At 69.8% G+C, this 13,115-nt stretch carries 14 protein-coding genes; 6 read left to right on the top strand and 8 right to left on the bottom strand.

From position 1 onward, the window contains the following. Positions 1-9 precede the first annotated feature (9 nt). The 3 genes from rpiA (at position 10) to BM297_RS07230 (ending at position 2,184) form a co-directional block, all read left to right on the top strand. Entirely contained in the window at positions 10-681 is a 672-nt protein-coding gene (rpiA, locus tag BM297_RS07240) for a ribose-5-phosphate isomerase RpiA (RefSeq protein ID WP_092429753.1), read from the top strand. A gap of 213 nt (positions 682-894) precedes the next feature. Next, the gene (locus BM297_RS07235) at positions 895-1,677 is read left to right on the top strand and encodes a universal stress protein (protein ID WP_092429751.1); all 783 of its coding nucleotides are present in this window, start codon (positions 895-897) and stop codon (positions 1,675-1,677) included. A 168-nt stretch (positions 1,678-1,845) separates the two neighbouring features. Then, positions 1,846-2,184 (top strand): YegP family protein, encoded by a 339-nt coding sequence (locus tag BM297_RS07230; protein ID WP_092429749.1) that lies wholly within the window; start codon positions 1,846-1,848, stop codon positions 2,182-2,184. A 24-nt stretch (positions 2,185-2,208) separates the two neighbouring features. Here the strand turns inward: BM297_RS07230 and BM297_RS07225 are convergent, their stop codons facing one another. The 3 genes from BM297_RS07225 to BM297_RS07215 all read right to left on the bottom strand — a co-directional run bounded on the left by BM297_RS07225 (position 2,209) and on the right by BM297_RS07215 (position 5,427). Next, positions 2,209-3,147, bottom strand: a complete 939-nt coding sequence (locus BM297_RS07225; RefSeq protein WP_092429747.1) for an SdiA-regulated domain-containing protein — start codon at positions 3,145-3,147, stop codon at positions 2,209-2,211. Between the two features lie 120 nt (positions 3,148-3,267). Next, positions 3,268-3,933 (bottom strand): fumarylacetoacetate hydrolase family protein, encoded by a 666-nt coding sequence (locus BM297_RS07220; RefSeq protein ID WP_092429745.1) that lies wholly within the window; start codon positions 3,931-3,933, stop codon positions 3,268-3,270. Between the two features lie 102 nt (positions 3,934-4,035). After that, positions 4,036-5,427, bottom strand: coding sequence for an FAD-binding oxidoreductase (locus BM297_RS07215; RefSeq protein WP_092429743.1), 1,392 nt, complete (start codon positions 5,425-5,427; stop codon positions 4,036-4,038). Between the two features lie 184 nt (positions 5,428-5,611). On the opposite strand from BM297_RS07215, the gene serA reads away from it, so the two are divergent. Then, a complete protein-coding gene (gene serA, locus BM297_RS07210) occupies positions 5,612-6,844 on the top strand; it encodes a phosphoglycerate dehydrogenase (RefSeq protein ID WP_092429741.1) in 1,233 nt (410 codons plus the stop codon). A gap of 71 nt (positions 6,845-6,915) precedes the next feature. On the opposite strand, the gene BM297_RS07205 is transcribed toward serA, so the two are convergent. Both BM297_RS07205 and BM297_RS07200 read right to left on the bottom strand, forming a co-directional pair. Continuing rightward, positions 6,916-7,347, bottom strand: coding sequence for a DUF4399 domain-containing protein (locus BM297_RS07205; protein WP_092429739.1), 432 nt, complete (start codon positions 7,345-7,347; stop codon positions 6,916-6,918). Between the two features lie 82 nt (positions 7,348-7,429). Next, positions 7,430-8,056, bottom strand: a complete 627-nt coding sequence (locus tag BM297_RS07200) for a 2OG-Fe(II) oxygenase (RefSeq protein WP_092429737.1) — start codon at positions 8,054-8,056, stop codon at positions 7,430-7,432. 179 nt (positions 8,057-8,235) lie between these two features. Between BM297_RS07200 and BM297_RS07195 the strand changes: the two genes are divergently transcribed. After that, the gene (locus tag BM297_RS07195) at positions 8,236-8,988 is read left to right on the top strand and encodes a hypothetical protein (protein ID WP_092429735.1); all 753 of its coding nucleotides are present in this window, start codon (positions 8,236-8,238) and stop codon (positions 8,986-8,988) included. Here the strand turns inward: BM297_RS07195 and BM297_RS07190 are convergent. Next, positions 8,948-10,372, bottom strand: a complete 1,425-nt coding sequence (locus tag BM297_RS07190; RefSeq protein WP_092429733.1) for a GTPase/DUF3482 domain-containing protein — start codon at positions 10,370-10,372, stop codon at positions 8,948-8,950. The two genes, BM297_RS07195 and BM297_RS07190, sit on opposite strands and share 41 nt — an antisense overlap. Then, positions 10,365-11,744: a DUF2868 domain-containing protein gene (locus BM297_RS07185; protein WP_245768224.1), complete on the bottom strand. Its 1,380-nt coding sequence runs from the start codon at positions 11,742-11,744 to the stop codon at positions 10,365-10,367. Before BM297_RS07185 ends, BM297_RS07190 begins: the two co-directional genes overlap by 8 nt. 96 nt (positions 11,745-11,840) lie before the next feature. Here BM297_RS07185 and BM297_RS07180 point away from each other — a divergent pair, with 96 nt between their 5' ends. After that, positions 11,841-12,356, top strand: coding sequence for a dihydrofolate reductase (locus BM297_RS07180; RefSeq protein ID WP_175526613.1), 516 nt, complete (start codon positions 11,841-11,843; stop codon positions 12,354-12,356). 37 nt (positions 12,357-12,393) lie between these two features. Here the strand turns inward: BM297_RS07180 and BM297_RS07175 are convergent, their stop codons facing one another. Next, entirely contained in the window at positions 12,394-13,029 is a 636-nt protein-coding gene (locus tag BM297_RS07175) for a hypothetical protein (protein WP_092429727.1), read from the bottom strand. Positions 13,030-13,115 lie beyond the last annotated feature (86 nt).

Raw genomic sequence — 13,115 nt, 5'->3', positions numbered from 1 at the left:
GAAGCCGTCATGAATCAGGATCAGCTCAAGCAGGCGGTGGCCCAGGCCGCCGTCGATCACATCCATCCGCGCCTCGAATCGCGCAGCATCATCGGTGTCGGCACCGGCTCCACCGCCAACTGCTTCATCGACGCGCTGGCCAAGGTCCGCCACGACTTCGACGGCGCGGTGGCCAGCTCCGAGGCCACCGCCGCACGCCTGAAGAGCCACGGCATCCCGGTGTACGACCTCAACAGCGTCGCCGAGCTGGAGTTCTACGTCGACGGCGCCGACGAGACCAATGCGCGCCTGGAGCTGATCAAGGGCGGCGGCGGCGCGCTGACCCGCGAGAAGATCGTCGCGGCGGTGGCCAAGACCTTCGTGTGCATCGCCGACCAGAGCAAGCTGGTCGAGCGCCTCGGCGCCTATCCGCTGCCGGTGGAAGTGCTGCCGATGGCGCGCAGCCATGTGGCCCGCGAGCTGGTCAAGCTGGGCGGCGACCCGGAATACCGCGAGGGCTTCGTCACCGACAACGGCAATATCATCCTCGACGTGCACAACCTGCTGATCGGCGATGCCGTGGCGCTGGAGCAGCAGATCAACAACATCGTCGGCGTGGTCACCAACGGCCTGTTCGCCGCCCGCCCGGCTGACCTGCTGCTGCTCGGCACCGCCGAGGGTGTGCGCAGCCTGACGCGCTGAGCCGGCGCCTTTTCTGTAACGCCGGTGCTGCGTCGTGCAGGCCGGCGTTTTTTGTTGCCCTCGCTTGCTCGCCTGGCCGCGGATGTCGGCGCGCTCGCGGGCTGTCGGCTGCTCCGGCGCCTTAGGGTAGGGGCGGGACATGCAACTGCGGACTATTCTTGAACGATGTGACCGATCAATCCAGGCAGAAGCTGCAGGCCGGAGGTACGTTCCATGTTCAGGCATTGCGTCGCAGGTATCGATTTTTCGGCTGGCTGGGATCAGGTGCATGCCCAGCTCAAACGCATGACTGCTTTGCTGGGTATCCAGCAGCTGACCCTGGTGCATGTGGACGAGCCTCGCCAGTGGGTGCACCGGGACGTCGCCGACGCCGCCAGCAGTGTCCGCCTGGAGCAGCTGGCGCGCGAGGTGCAGGCGGAGCTGGGGATCGCGGTGCAGCCCCGGCTCGTCTCGGGCCTGGCGGCCACGGCTCTGCTGGAGGTCGCAACCCGCCAGCAGGCCGATCTGGTCGTGGTCGCCAACCGCAGCCATTCCCGCGGGCGGGAACTGGTCATGGGCAATGTGGCGATGAGTCTGGTGCGCATGAGCACGCTGCCGCTGCTGATCGTGCCCTTCGACCTGGGGAGCATCGACGAGGGCGCTCCCCTGCTGCTGGTCACCGACAATTCGCCGGTTGCGAGCAAGGCCAGAGCCTGTTTCGCCGGGCTGTTGGGCGCGCGCCAGGGCCGGGTGATGATCGTCCGCCGCCCGCCGCAGACCTCCCTGGCGGAGGCGGAAGCCCTGGAGGCGTTGCTGGCCAGACATGGCAATACCGTGGTCGACAGCGTCGACACTGATCCGGTGGCGCAGGTCTGCCGGGTCGCCGGCGAGATCAAGACCCCCTTGATCATCCTCGGCAAGCGCAGCAGCAACGCCATCGACGAGCCGCTCCCCGACAGCATGGTGGAAGGCCTCTGTCGGCAAGCGCTCAGCCCGCTGCTGCTGATCCCCTCCTGATCCCGGCTCGCCTCCAGGCCGCAGCTGCGGCCCAGCCAGCCGGCGCAGGGCGTTGCGTTCGCCGTGACGGTGGCCTGCGGTGCAGATATTCGCGCAAGGCTAGCGGCAGCCTGCGCTGATAGCGTCTAGCTTTAACGGCGAGCGATCCGCCAACCGAGGAGCTAGACCATGAACGGGAAATTCCACCTGAAGAAGGGCAGCAACGGCCAGTTCCACTTCAACCTGGAAGCCAGCAACGGCCAGGTGATCCTGACCAGCGAGCACTACAAGGCCAAGGATTCGGCGCTCAACGGCATCGACTCGGTGCGCCGCAACGCGGCGCGCGAAGGTGCCTTCGAGCCGCTGACCGCCAAGGACGGGCGGCCGTATTTCGTGCTCAAGGCCACCAACGGCCAGGTGGTCGGCCAGAGCCAGCTGTATGCCAGTGCCGCCAGCTGCAAGCAGGGCATGGAGTCGGTCAAGAACCAGGCGCCGGAGGCGGCGCTGGTGGACGAGACGCTGGCCTGAAGCGCGCGCCGCGGCCCGCCTCCGCTACGGCGGGGTGGCCGTGCGCGGGCGGCCCGGCTTGCGGCTGAACACGTAGAAGCGGTTGGGTTCGCCGATCACGTAGATGTTGCCTTCGGCGTCCATGGCCACGCCCTCGGCCTGCGCGATGCCGCGCACCAGGCCGTGGAGGCCGCCGAACAGGCTGATGAAGCTGCGTGGCTTGCCCTCCAGGTCGAGTTCCACCAGCAGGCGCGACTCATCGGAGAGCAGCAGGGTGTGGCCGCTGCGCGGGTCGATGGCCACCGAGGACAGGTCGCGGACCAGCAGCGGCTGCTCGGGCAGTGGCTCGAGCAGGCCGGCGGCGCCGTCCTCGCCGGGGAACGGCAGGCTGAACAGCCCCTGCGGATCGCGCTCCTTGGCCAGCAGCAGGCGGCGGGTCTGCGGATTCCAGGCCAGACCCTCGAAGCCCTTGTTGCCGGCGTCGGCAAAGCCGAGGTTGTAGTGGGTGAGCTCGGCCAGGTCGAGATGCTCCACGCCGGGCTGCAGATGGAACACCGCGAGCAGATGGCGGCGCTCGTCGACGATGGCCAGGCGGCCGTCGCCGAGGGCCTCGACCGCCTCCGGGTCGGAGAAGCCGTCGAGACGGATGCGCCGCAGGATCACCCCGCCGGGAGTGAACTCCACCAGTTGCGGGTTCTGCCCGGTGACGGTGAACAGGGTGCCGGTCAGCGGGTTCCAGGTCAGGCCGGAGGTTTCGTCCTCCTCGAGGCCGGCCAGGGTGGTTTCCAGCACCAGGCGGTAGTCCGGCAGCCAGATGCCAGCGGCGCGGGTCTGCTCGTCCACCGACTGTTCCTGCCAGAGCAGGCGCAACTGGTCGTCCCAGTGCAGGCGGTAACCGACGATCAGCAGGGCGAGGGCGCCCAGCAGCAGGGCGGCCGGCAGCAGGCGGCGGAAGCGCGACGGACGCTGAGCAGGGGCGGGCATGGGCTGACGCACTCCGTTGGGTCGGGGCGACAGGATGCCAGAGGTGCTGGGCAAGGTTATGAAAAAAGCGTGAAAAAGCCCGCACGAGCCGGGCGAGTCCGGCTCGTGCGGTGGTCCGGCTCAGAGCACGCGGGTCTCGAAGCGGCACAGTCCGGGCAGTTCGACCACCAGCTGGTCGCCGCTGGCCAGGCTGCCGACGCCGGCCGGGGTGCCGGTGAGCACCACGTCACCCGCTTGCAGGGAGAAGTGGCCGCTGATGTAGCGGATCAGCTCGAGGATCGGCGTCAGCATGTCGCGGCTGTTGCCGTCCTGACGCAGTTCGCCGTTGAGGGTCAGGCGCACGCCGATGTCGGCCAGGTCCTCGACCGCATCACCGGGCACGAACGGCGACAGCGGGCAGGCGCCGTCGAAGGCCTTGGCGATTTCCCACGGATGGCCCTTGTCCTTGAGGCGGGCCTGCACGTCGCGCAGGGTCAGGTCGAGGGCGACGCCGAAGCCGCTGATGGCGTCGCGGATTTCCTCGTCGTCCGGGCGGGTCGACAGCGGCTTGCCGATCAGCACGGCGATCTCCGCTTCGTAGTGCACGCCGCCGCGATCCTGCGGGATGGCGAAGCCGTCTTCCAGCGGTACCACCGCACTGGCCGGCTTGATGAACAGCAGCGGCTCGCTCGGCACCGGGTTGTTCAGTTCCTTGGCGTGTTCGGCGTAGTTGCGCCCGACGCACACCACCTTGCCCAGCGGGAAGTGGATGAGGGTGCCGTCGACGTAGTGGTGCTGGTAACTCATGACAGACTCCTTGGTCGATACCGCCGCTGCGGCAGGAGCGGATCGGTCCGCGACGGGCTCAGCCCGGGTCGCGAATGACTGCGCTCCTGCACGCTGCGGGTGTCAGGCGAAGATCTTGCCGGGGTTCATGATGCCGTTGGGGTCGAACACCGCCTTGATCGCCTTCATGCAGGCGATTTCTTCCGGCGAGCGGCTGTAGCCCAGGTAGTCGCGCTTGGTCATGCCCACGCCGTGCTCGGCGGAGATCGAGCCGTTGTACTTCTCCACGGTTTCGAACACCCACTTGTTCACGGTAGCGCACTTGGCGAAGAACTCTTCCTTGGCCATGGCGTCGGGCTTGAGGATGTTCAGGTGCAGGTTGCCGTCGCCGATGTGGCCGAACCAGACGATCTCGAAGTCCGGGTAGTGTTCGCCGACGATGGCGTCGATTTCCTTGAGGAAGGCCGGCACCCTGGACACGGTGACCGAGATGTCGTTCTTGTACGGGGTCCAGTGGCTGATGGTCTCGGAGATGTACTCGCGCAGCTTCCACAGGTTCTGCAGCTGCTGCTCGCTCTGGCTCATCACGCCGTCCAGCACCCAGCCCTGCTCGACGCAGTGCTCGAACAGCTCCAGGGCGGCGTTGGACACCTCCTCGCTGCTGGCTTCGAACTCGAGCAGCGCGTAGTACGGGCAGTCGGTCTCGAACGGCGCCGGCACGTCGCCGCGCGCCAGCACCTTGGCCAGCGCCTTGTCGGAGAAGAACTCGAAGGCGGTCAGGTCGAGCTTGCCCTGGAAGGCGTGCAGCACCGGCATGATCGAGTCGAGATCCGGCGAGCCGAGCACCATGGCGGTGAGGTTCTTCGGCGCGCGCTCGAGGCGCATGGTGGCCTCGACCACGAAGCCCAGGGTGCCCTCGGCGCCGATGAACAGCTGGCGCAGGTCGTAGCCGGTGGCGTTCTTGATCAGGTCGCGGTTCAGCTCGAGGATGTCGCCCTTGCCGGTGACCACCTTGAGACCGGCCACCCAGTTGCGGGTCATGCCGTAGCGGATCACCTTGATGCCGCCGGCGTTGGTGCCGATGTTGCCGCCGATCTGGCTGGAGCCGGCCGAGGCGAAGTCCACCGGGTAGTACAGGCCCTGCTCCTCGGCGAAGTTCTGCAGCTGCTCGGTGACCACGCCGGCCTGGCAGTGCACGGTGCGGTCGAAGGCGTTGAAGTCGAGAATCTTGTTCATGTAGTCGAAGGCCACGACCACTTCGCCGTGGGCGGCGACGGCACCGGCGGACAGGCCGGTGCGGCCGCCCGAGGGCACCAGGGCGACCTGGCGCTCATTGGCCCAGCGCACGATGGCCTGCACTTCCTCGATGGACTTGGGGAAGGCGATGGCCAGCGGCGCGGGGGCGAACTGCTTGGTCCAGTCCTTGCCGTAGGCGTCCAGGGAGTCGGCGTCGGTGAGCACCTTGCCGGGTTCGACCAGGGTCTTCAGTTCATCGATCAGGGCAGCTTGGGTCATCTGCGGAAATCTCGGCCAGTTCATGGTCACCCTGAGCAGGCTTCATGCTCGGGGATGGGCGCTTCGCGGGGGCGCTATGTTAGCATACGCACCCCGCCAATCGCGCCCGCCGCCGACTTGCGGGTCGGTCAGCCCGCGCTGTCCACCGCCCAGCCAATTTCCCCGGGACAACAGGTTTACGCAGATGAGCAAGACGACCTCTCTCGACAAGAGCAAGATCAAGTTCCTTCTTCTCGAAGGTGTCCACCAGAACGCCGTGGATACCCTGAAGGCCGCTGGCTACACCAACATCGAGTACCTGAAGGGCGCGCTGTCGGGCGACGAGCTGAAGGAAAAGATCGCCGACGCGCACTTCATCGGCATCCGTTCGCGTACCCAACTGACCGAGGAAGTCTTCGACTGCGCCAAGAAGCTGGTCGCCGTCGGCTGCTTCTGCATCGGCACCAACCAGGTCAACCTGGATGCCGCCCGCGAGCGCGGCATCGCGGTGTTCAACGCCCCGTACTCGAATACCCGCTCGGTGGCCGAACTGGTGCTGGCCGAGGCCATCCTGCTGCTGCGCGGCATCCCGGAAAAGAACGCTTCCTGCCATCGCGGCGGCTGGATCAAGAGCGCGGCCAACTCCTTCGAGATCCGCGGCAAGAAGCTCGGCATCGTCGGCTACGGCTCGATCGGCACCCAGCTTTCGGTGCTGGCCGAAGCCATGGGCATGCAGGTGTTCTTCTACGACGTGGTGACCAAGCTGCCGCTGGGCAACGCCACCCAGGTGGGCAACCTGCACGAGCTGCTGGGCATGGCCGACATCGTCTCCCTGCACGTGCCGGAGCTGCCGTCCACCCAGTGGATGATCGGCGAGAAGGAAATCCGCGCCATGAAGAAGGGCGGCATCCTGATCAACGCCGCGCGCGGCACCGTGGTCGAGCTGGACCACCTGGCCGCGGCGATCAAGGACGAGCACCTGATCGGCGCCGCCATCGACGTGTTCCCGGTCGAGCCCAAGTCCAACGACGAGGAGTTCGTCAGCCCGCTGCGTGGCCTGGATCGAGTGATCCTCACCCCGCACATCGGCGGCTCGACCGCCGAGGCGCAGGCCAACATCGGCCTGGAAGTGGCCGAGAAGCTGGTCAAGTACAGCGACAACGGCACCTCGGTGTCCTCCGTCAACTTCCCGGAAGTGGCCCTGCCGTCGCACCCGGGCAAGCACCGCCTGTTGCACATCCACGAGAACATCCCGGGTGTGATGAGCGAGATCAACAAGGTGCTCGCCGAGAACGGCATCAACATCGCCGGCCAGTTCCTGCAGACCAACGAGAAGGTCGGCTACGTGGTGGTCGACGTCGACAAGGAATACTCCGACCTGGCGCTGGAGAAGCTGCAGCACGTCAACGGCACCATCCGCTGCCGCGTACTGTTCTGATCGTCCGCGTCTGAATGCAGAAGGGAGGCCTCGGCCTCCCTTCTTCGTTTCAACCGCTCAGTTTCAACCGCTCACTGCACGGTGATGGTGATCTTTTCCGACAGCACCGGCGGCTGGTGCGGCACGTGGTTCTTGTCGCCGAGCAGCAGCTGCAGGGTGTGCTGGCCCGGCGGCAGGCTGATTTCCGTCTCGGTCTGGCCCTTGCCGAAGTGGCGGATGTGGTCGGTGGCCGGCAGCGGCGCATCGAGGCCCGGCAGCTCGGCGACGTCCACCAGCAGGTGGTGATGGCCGGTGTCCGGGGCGTCGGTGCCGGCCGGGGCCACGCCCATGCCCTTGAGGCCGAAGCGCACGTTGACCGGACCGCTGAGGGTGGCGCCGTTGGCCGGCTCGATGAAGTACACGCTGGCGCCGGCCGGGGCCGGGGTGCGCGGTGTTTCGGCGATGGCCGGGGCGGCCAGGGTGAGGGCGGCGAGCAGGCCGCCGGTGGCAAGCAGGGCTTTCATCGCAAGGTTCCTTATGCGCGGGGGAAGTCCAGTACAGACTAGCCGCTGTCGCGAAAGGTTCCAGCCGCTGGCAAGCCGCGTGCTAGAGCGGCCCGTTGCCGCGACGGCGATACCAGCCGGTGACCGACAGGCGCTCGCGGCTGGCCGGCAGCACCTCGTGGGGGAAGTCGCCCGACATGAACACCACCAGGGTGCCGGCGGCGGGCAGCACGTCGTGCTCGCGACCGTCGGCCAGCTCGATGCGCAGCGCCCCGCCGTGCTCGGGAAGCCAGTCCTCGTTGAGATAGCACACCGTGGTCACCGTGCGGCGGTCGTCGTCGCGGAAGCGATCGAGATGGCGGCGGTAGAAGCTGCCCGGCGGGTACAGGGCGAAGTGGCACTCGTAGTCTTCCAGGCCGAGGAACAGCTCGCGGTTGAGCCGCTCGCGCAGTTCGTCGAGCACGGCCAGGTAGCCGTCGACGCTGGCGGACTCGCCGGGGGTGAGCCACTGGATGTGGTCGCCGCGAATGCCCTCGTCGATCACCTGGCCACTACCCCGGCCGACGGAGGCCGGGGCCAGGGCGCCGGCGCTGTGGCGGCGGCGGCATTCGTCGGCCAGCGCGCGACTCAGCGCCGCGGGCAGGGCCAGCGTCTGCTGCGACCAGCCCTGGCCGGCCAGGTCGTCGAGGATGCGTTCGATCAGGGGGGCGTGGGGGCTGTGCTCGGTCATGGCGCATTCTAGGGAGCGCGGGCCGGGCCAGGCAATGCCCGACTGAACCAATTCCGCAGGGGGCGGACAAAACCACTGTTCGTCGGTGCAGTGCAATTGTTCGGCCATCGGCGCAGCTAGCGCCTCGACAAGGCGGATGCCCGGCCCCGACAATACGCCCCTGTTCCACGGGAGTTGCCATGCGCGTCCTGATTGCCGTTGCCCTGAGTCTTGTCAGCCTGTTCAGTCAGGCCGACGAGCATGACCTGCTCTACGATCTGGCCGGCTGGCCGCAGCAGCGCGAGCACTTCAGTGCTGCCCTGGTCGCTGCCCAGCAGCGCTATCAGGGCAGCCTGCCGCCGGGGGTGTACCAGGCGCTGGTGGACAACAGCAATCGCCGCTTCGCCGCGCAGGCGATGGATCAGCGCGCCCTGGACAGCCTGCGCCGCAACCTGCCCGATCCGCTGGCGGCGATCCGCTTCTTCGACAGTCCGCTGGGTCGCGCGGTGATCCAGAGCGAGGTGCGCGCCACCTCGCCGGCCGAGCTGAACCGCCACGCCAACGGCCTGCCGCAGATGAATGCCTCCGCGGCGCGGCGGGCGCTGGCGCAGCGCCTGGGCAAGGCCCTGCCGGCGCGCGAAGCGGGCGCCGAGGTCAGCCTGGCGCTGGCCGGGGTGGCCGCCGACAGCCTCAGCCAGATGCTCCCCGGGCTGTCCGGCCTGCTGGGCAATGGCGCGCCGCAAGAACTGCTGGGTGGCCAGCGCGAGCGGCTGATGCAGCAGATCGACGGCGAACTGGAAAACACCCTGCTGTACGTCTATCGCGAACTCGACGACGCCCAGCTGGGCGAATACGTGGCCTTCGCCGAATCGGCGGAGGGCCAGATCTACTTCCGTGCCGCGCTGCAGGCGATCAGGGCGGGCTTGCTGGCGGAGCCGTCGGCGGCGCAGTGACCACCTGCAGGTCTGCCGCCAGGCGGCGGATCTGCGCCTGACGTTCGGCCTGCTGCGGCTCGACGCCGGCATTCAGGCGTGACCACTCGGGATGGGCGCGGGCCTTGTGCAGGGCCGACGGCAGTTTGCCCTCGCGCCAGGCCTGCTCCTGCGGGGTCGCCAGCTGGATGCGCTGCTGCGCGGCGTGGCCGCGGGCCTCCAGCAGCGCCAGCAGCCGGCTCTGGCGCAGCGCCAGCAGGCGCAACACGCCATCGTCGACGCTCAGCTCGCGCTGGCCGGTGAGCTTGCCCTTGAGCCGCGCGCCGTAGTTGCGCAGGGTCTGCCAGCCGCCGCCGGCGATGGCGCCCAGCGCGGCGGCGGCGCCCAGGGTCAGGCCGCCGACCAGCAGATCGACCCCCGCGCCGGCCGCGGCGCCGGCGGCCATGCCGCCACCCACCTTCACGCCCAGCTGTTTCAGGGTTTCCGGATGGAACAGGTCGTTGCCCCAGCGGCCGTCCTGCAGCGGCAGTTCGCCGGCTTCGGCATCGTCGGCGCGAAAGGCGTACAGGCTCAGCAGCTCGTCCACGCAGCGCTGCTCGCGGTCGCGCAGGTCGCCGCGCAGGCGCTCGACGGCGGCGGCCAGGCTCCCGTCATCGGCGGCGACCAAGCGCCGGCAGGCGGCGGCATCCAGCAGCAGCTCGGCGATCAGCCGCGCACCGGCCTGGCGGCGCGCGGCGCGCTGCGCCTCGTGATCGGCGATCAGCCGCTGCAGGCGCTCGCGCGCCGGCTCGAGCAGCAGGGCCAGGCTCTCGTACAGGCGCCGTTCGCCGTCCGCGGGCGGCGCCACGCTGTCGAAGCGCACCAGCGCGTGCAGGCCCAGGCGGGCCAGCGCCGTACGCCAGTCGTCCTCGCGGTGGCCGGGGGCGGCGACGAAGTTGAGCACCGGCAGCAGCGGCCGGCCACAGTCGGCCAGCACTGCCAGTTCGTCGCGGTACTTGGCCAGCACCGGCTCGCGGGCGTCGATCACGTACAGTCCGGCATCGGAGACCAGCAGCTGGCGCAGCACCTTGGCCTCCTGCTCGAAGCGCCCGCGCGCCTCGCTGCCGGCCAGCAGGCGCTGGATGCGCTCGGGGCCGTCGAGGCGCTGGCCGGGCGGTTCGAGGGTGTCGAGGTAGTCGCGCAGGGCGATGGCGTCCTCCAGGCCGGGGGTGTCGTACAGCTCGAGCAGCGCCTCGCCGTCCACCGACAGCCGCGCGCCCTCGACGTGGCGGGTGGTGCTGGGGCGGTGCGACACCTCGCCGAAGCCGACGTCGCGGGTCAGGGTGCGCAGCAGCGAGGTCTTGCCGACGTTGGTGTGGCCGACCACCGCCAGTTTCAGCGGCGTGCCTTGGCGGGCGTCAGTCATCACCGTTCTCCAGCCAGGCCAGCGGCGCGTCGTCGGCCCACGGCAGCCGCAGCTGGTCGAGGGCGGCGTGCCAGTCGCCCAGGCGTGCCGGGTCGAGCGTCTCGCCGGCGCTGGCCGGCAGCAGCCACACGCGCGTCTTGCCGGCGGCGCGCGCCAGCTCGCCGAGCAGCGCCAGGGTGCCACGGTCCGGCGAGCGCCGCGGGTCGCAGGCGATCAGCAGGCGCGCCGGCGGCTGGCGGGTCAGCTGCTCGAGCAGGCGGCGGCGCTGGGCGCCGTCGTCGAGGATGCCCGCATCGCTCACCCCGGCCGGCAGCGCCGGCGGCCAGGGGCGGCGGTCGTCCAGCTCCACCGCGACCAGCAGGGCGCCCCGGCTGGCGGCAGCGAGGTGCCCGGCCCGCGGCTGGTGCAGCTGCGCCGGCGCCCCATCGCTGACCCCCAGGCGCTCGCTGGACGGCAGCAGGCGCTCGCGCAGGCGGCTGTAGCCCGGCAGTCCGAGATCCAGCTGCAGGGCGTGCAGGCCGCGTTGCCATTGCACGAAGCACAGCAGGGCGAGCAGGGCGCGCGGCAACAGGCCGAACACCGCGAACACGCCGAGCAGCCAGCCGGCCCAGGTCTGCCGCGCCGCCTCGCCGCCCACCACCGCCTCGCCGCTGGCGCGCAGCAGGTCGAGGTCGGGCTGCGGGAAGCCGAGCAGTGCCGGCAGGGCGCCGAGGGCGTGGATCAGGCTGGCGAAGCTGTCCGCCGGCAGCAGGGTGGTTTCCCAGACGAAGCCGTAGCGGCGGGTGGCCAGCAGGGCCAGCAGCAGGAGCAGTGCGGCGAGCAGGGCGAGCAGCCACAGGCCGTGGCTGAGCAGGCCCAGCGCCCAGCGCTGCAGCCCGTGGCGACCGAGCAGCAGGACCAGCGCCGGGCCGAGCTGGGCGCCGCGGCGGTCGCGCGCCAGACGGGCGCTCAGGCCCAGCCACAGGCGGCCGAGGGCGCTGCCGGCTTCGCCGCCGAAGGCGAAACCCAGCACCCAGCCGAGCAGGGTCAGCAGGTGCAGGCCGAGCAGGCTGCCCAGCGCCCACAGCAGGTTGACCGGGCGCGCACCGTCGCCCAGCGCGGCGAAGGCCAGCCCGGCGCCGCTGAACAGCGCCAGCACGGCGAGCAGGAGCAGGCCGAGGCCGGCGCCCTGGCGCCAGTGCTGCAGGGCCAGGTCGAGACCGTCGCGGCGCGCCAGCTGGGTGGCGCGGGCGAGGATGCGTCGCTGCAGGTCGCCGCCGCCGGCACGCGCCTGCCGGCAGGCTTCGGCGTCCTCCAGCGGACCGCTGCGCTCCTCGGTGAGGCGCAGGGTTTCGGCGAGCCAGAGGGCTTCGGGGATGGAGTTGAGGGGCAAGCGGCCTCCGTGGCGGCGAGGTGATGGGCAGAGGATAACCGCTCGACCGCCTGCCGGCATCGTCAGCGGCCGCGACCGCCTGCTATCCTCGCCGCCATGAACACGACACCACTCCCCCTCGCCCTGATCGCCGCGCTGGCCGACAACCGCGTGATCGGCATCGACAACCGTCTGCCCTGGCACCTGCCGGCGGATCTCAAGCACTTCAAGGCCGTGACCCTCGGCAAGCCGATCATCATGGGTCGCAAGACCTGGGATTCGCTCGGCCGGCCGCTGCCGGGCCGCCTCAACCTGGTGGTCAGCCGCCAGGCGGACCTGCGGCTGGACGGCGCCGAGGTGTTCGCCTCGCTGCCGGCGGCCATCGCCCGCGCCGAGGAATGGGCGCGCGCGCAGGGCGTCGCCGAGCTGATGCTGATCGGCGGCGCCGAGCTGTACGCCCAGGGCCTGGCGCGGGCGCAGCGCCTGTACCTGACCCGGGTGCACCTGCAGCCGGACGGCGACGCCTGGTTCCCGGAATTCGCCGAGGGCGACTGGCGGCTGGTCAGTCGCGACGAGCAGCTGGCCACGGCGCAAACGCCGGCGCACGCCTACGAGGTGTGGGCGCGCGCCTGAAGCCGCCGCGGGGCGCGCAAGGCGCCCCGCGGGTTATTCAGAACTTGTCGGGGAACTGCTTGACCAGCGCCCCGGCCAGGGCGTCGGCAACGCCGAGTATGTGCTCGCGCATGGCGTGCCAGGTCTTCGCCTCGCCGGCGTAGTCGGCCTTGGCCAACTGGTCGATCTGGCTGATGTGGTGGCCGCCGTGGGCGCTGAGCAGGGTCACCAGGGTGTCCTCCGGCAGATAGGGGTTGGCCTTGGCGAGGAAGGCGGCGATCGCCTTGGCGTTGCTGACCAGGGCGTCCATGGCGGCTTTCTGCTTGGCCGCGTCCTTGGCCAGGCCGGCGTCGCTGTAGTCCTTGATGGCGCCCCAGTGGCCGGCCAGCAGCTCGAGCATCTGCTCGGCGGCCGGCTGGCCGTACAGCGGTTGCAGGCTGTTGGCGATCGCGGTGGCGTTGGCCACCACTTCCTTGGCGGCCGTATCGGCCTGCGCGGCGTTGCCGCCCTGGTTGGCCAGCGCGTAGTTCCTGACCCAGAAGATGTGCTCGACCCACAGGTCGCGCAGGGCCAGGCGGGTGGTCAGGGCGGCGCTTTGCATTTCGGCCTGAGCGGCGGCGGGAGCCGCCGGGGTTTGGCTCCAGGCCAGCGGTGCGCAGAGCGCGAGCAGCAGGGCCAGGTTGCGGATGAGCATGTCGGTACCCTCACGTGATGGATGGTCCCCCGCACTCAAGTGAAGGTCGGAATTGGGCAAAGGCGAATCCGCCGGACGGACGGCTG

It is taken from the genome of Geopseudomonas sagittaria (assembly GCF_900115715.1).
GTDB classification, from domain to species: Bacteria; Pseudomonadota; Gammaproteobacteria; order Pseudomonadales; family Pseudomonadaceae; genus Geopseudomonas; species Geopseudomonas sagittaria.
Note: the sequence above shows the minus strand (reverse complement) of the source record. Positions and strands in the feature narration are given on the sequence as shown.

Bases quoted from the DNA above. Each gene is read 5' to 3' on its own strand.
- BM297_RS07195 (WP_092429735.1), top strand. From the start codon at position 8,236: ATGCGCGTCCTGATTGCCGTTGCCCTGAGTCTTGTCAGCCTGTTCAGT.
- BM297_RS07175 (WP_092429727.1), bottom strand. From the start codon at position 13,029: ATGCTCATCCGCAACCTGGCCCTGCTGCTCGCGCTCTGCGCACCGCTG.
- BM297_RS07215 (WP_092429743.1), bottom strand. From the start codon at position 5,427: ATGACCCAAGCTGCCCTGATCGATGAACTGAAGACCCTGGTCGAACCC.
- BM297_RS07220 (WP_092429745.1), bottom strand. From the start codon at position 3,933: ATGAGTTACCAGCACCACTACGTCGACGGCACCCTCATCCACTTCCCG.
- BM297_RS07200 (WP_092429737.1), bottom strand. From the start codon at position 8,056: ATGACCGAGCACAGCCCCCACGCCCCCCTGATCGAACGCATCCTCGAC.
- rpiA (WP_092429753.1), top strand. From the start codon at position 10: ATGAATCAGGATCAGCTCAAGCAGGCGGTGGCCCAGGCCGCCGTCGAT.
- BM297_RS07205 (WP_092429739.1), bottom strand. From the start codon at position 7,347: ATGAAAGCCCTGCTTGCCACCGGCGGCCTGCTCGCCGCCCTCACCCTG.
- BM297_RS07180 (WP_175526613.1), top strand. From the start codon at position 11,841: ATGAACACGACACCACTCCCCCTCGCCCTGATCGCCGCGCTGGCCGAC.
- BM297_RS07225 (WP_092429747.1), bottom strand. From the start codon at position 3,147: ATGCCCGCCCCTGCTCAGCGTCCGTCGCGCTTCCGCCGCCTGCTGCCG.
- BM297_RS07235 (WP_092429751.1), top strand. From the start codon at position 895: ATGTTCAGGCATTGCGTCGCAGGTATCGATTTTTCGGCTGGCTGGGAT.
- serA (WP_092429741.1), top strand. From the start codon at position 5,612: ATGAGCAAGACGACCTCTCTCGACAAGAGCAAGATCAAGTTCCTTCTT.
- BM297_RS07230 (WP_092429749.1), top strand. From the start codon at position 1,846: ATGAACGGGAAATTCCACCTGAAGAAGGGCAGCAACGGCCAGTTCCAC.
- BM297_RS07190 (WP_092429733.1), bottom strand. From the start codon at position 10,372: ATGACTGACGCCCGCCAAGGCACGCCGCTGAAACTGGCGGTGGTCGGC.